This is a genomic window from Streptomyces pseudovenezuelae (genome assembly GCF_001513955.1).
GTDB lineage: Bacteria > Actinomycetota > Actinomycetes > Streptomycetales > Streptomycetaceae > Streptomyces > Streptomyces pseudovenezuelae.
Genome location: NZ_KQ948153.1, coordinates 153,734 through 155,173, shown reverse-complemented (window position 1 = coordinate 155,173; position 1,440 = coordinate 153,734). Strand labels below are relative to the sequence as shown.

The 1,440-nt window shown below is 66.9% G+C and carries 3 protein-coding genes; all 3 read left to right on the top strand.

Features of this window, described 5'->3' with window-relative positions:
* The first annotated feature begins 136 nt into the window (after nt 1-136).
* The 3 genes from AQI94_RS37380 to AQI94_RS37370 are packed head-to-tail and all read left to right on the top strand — an operon-like array spanning nt 137 to nt 1,417.
* Entirely contained in the window at nt 137-544 is a 408-nt protein-coding gene (locus tag AQI94_RS37380) for an NUDIX hydrolase (protein ID WP_031059695.1), read from the top strand.
* A 46-nt stretch (nt 545-590) separates the two neighbouring features.
* Complete coding sequence (locus AQI94_RS37375) at nt 591-1,019, top strand: ATP-binding protein (protein WP_031059692.1); 429 nt, start codon at nt 591-593, stop codon at nt 1,017-1,019.
* Nucleotides 1,019-1,417 carry a hypothetical protein gene (locus AQI94_RS37370; RefSeq protein WP_037945329.1) on the top strand — a complete coding sequence of 133 codons (399 nt, stop codon included), beginning with the start codon at nt 1,019-1,021 and terminating at the stop codon, nt 1,415-1,417. Before AQI94_RS37375 ends, AQI94_RS37370 begins: the two co-directional genes overlap by 1 nt.
* Nucleotides 1,418-1,440: the final 23 nt, after the last annotated feature.

The window sequence follows — 1,440 nt, the reverse complement described above, 5'->3', positions numbered from 1 at the left end:
CTGGCCGGAGGGAAGAGCAGGGGTCACGAGTGCACTCCTTTAGGTATCTAGACGTGTGGGCGAGTGTTGTTGCTACGGTGGAGAGCCTAGCCATCCGAGAGGGCCGAGGAACGTGAGCACAGAACGCCCGCACTCCGTGAGCGTGGCCGGGGTCGTCGTCGACGACTCGGGCCGGGCCCTCCTGATCCAGCGCCGGGACAACGGCAAGTGGGAGCCCCCGGGCGGCGTCCTCGAACGCGAGGAGACCGTTCCCGAGGCCCTGCAACGCGAAGTCCTCGAAGAGACCGGCATCAAGATCGCCCTTCCGGCGACCCTGACCGGCGTCTACAAGAACATGACGGGCCTGATCGTCTCCCTGGTCTTCCGCTGCCAGGCCGCCGACGGCACGCCCACCACCGGCGACGAGACCCGCGCACTGCGCTGGGCCACCCGCGAAGAAGTCTCCGAGCTTGCCGACGAGGCGTACGCCATCCGCGTCCTGGACGCGATGGACGCCGTGTCTCCACCTGCCATCCGCGCCCACGACGGCGTGAAACTCGTCTAGCCCGAACCCGCTGCACATGGCGGCCTACCAGCACGAAGGAACTTGTATGCACGAGTATACGAGTACGGCCCGGGTCTGGGGGCTCACTTGCCCAGGTTTCCCGGAAGAGGTCAGCCGGGCCCGCCGCTGGACCCGCGACATCCTGCGCGAATCGCCATGGGCAGAGGACGCCGAACTGATCGTGAGCGAGCTGAGCGCGAACGCGATCCTTCACACGGCCAGCGGCCAGGACTCGGGCAGATTCCATCTGGCCCTGGCGGTATCGGCGCAGGTCATCGCGATGTCGGTCACGGACGATGGAGGCGCCGGCACCGCACCGAAGATCAAGCGCCAGGACCAGGACGCCGAGCACGGCCGGGGCCTGGGCATGGTCAGCGTGATCGCCCACCGAGTCGTCGTCCACGAGAGCGACGGCGGCCACACGGTCACCGCGGAGCTCTACACGAACCCGCCTGCGGGAGGCCACCCGTGCTGATGGACAAGCCGCAGCGCGGCTACTGGTGCGAGTGCTGGACCGAAGACCTCACCGCCGAGACACTGCCGACCCTCCGGGCATCCTTCGACGCGTACTCGGCACCACAGGCCGACAGATGGGTAGCGGTTGCACTGCGCACGATCTCACCGGCATTGGATCCCGACGCGTCTCAGGAGGCGTGGGAGTGGCTGTACGACGGCCGCATCACCACGAGGAAGGCACTCCTACGCGCCGAGCCCTGCACGGTGACGCTCACCCAGGCCCGTACTCGCATCAACTGGACGATCCGACCCGTGATCTTCCTACCGCTGGCCCACCGCCAAGAGGCCGAACTCCCGTCCTGCGCTCAGGACTTCAAACCCCACACAGAGCCTCACACATCCCAGCAGGCCGACTGAGTTACAACTTTCTCTACTGGTTC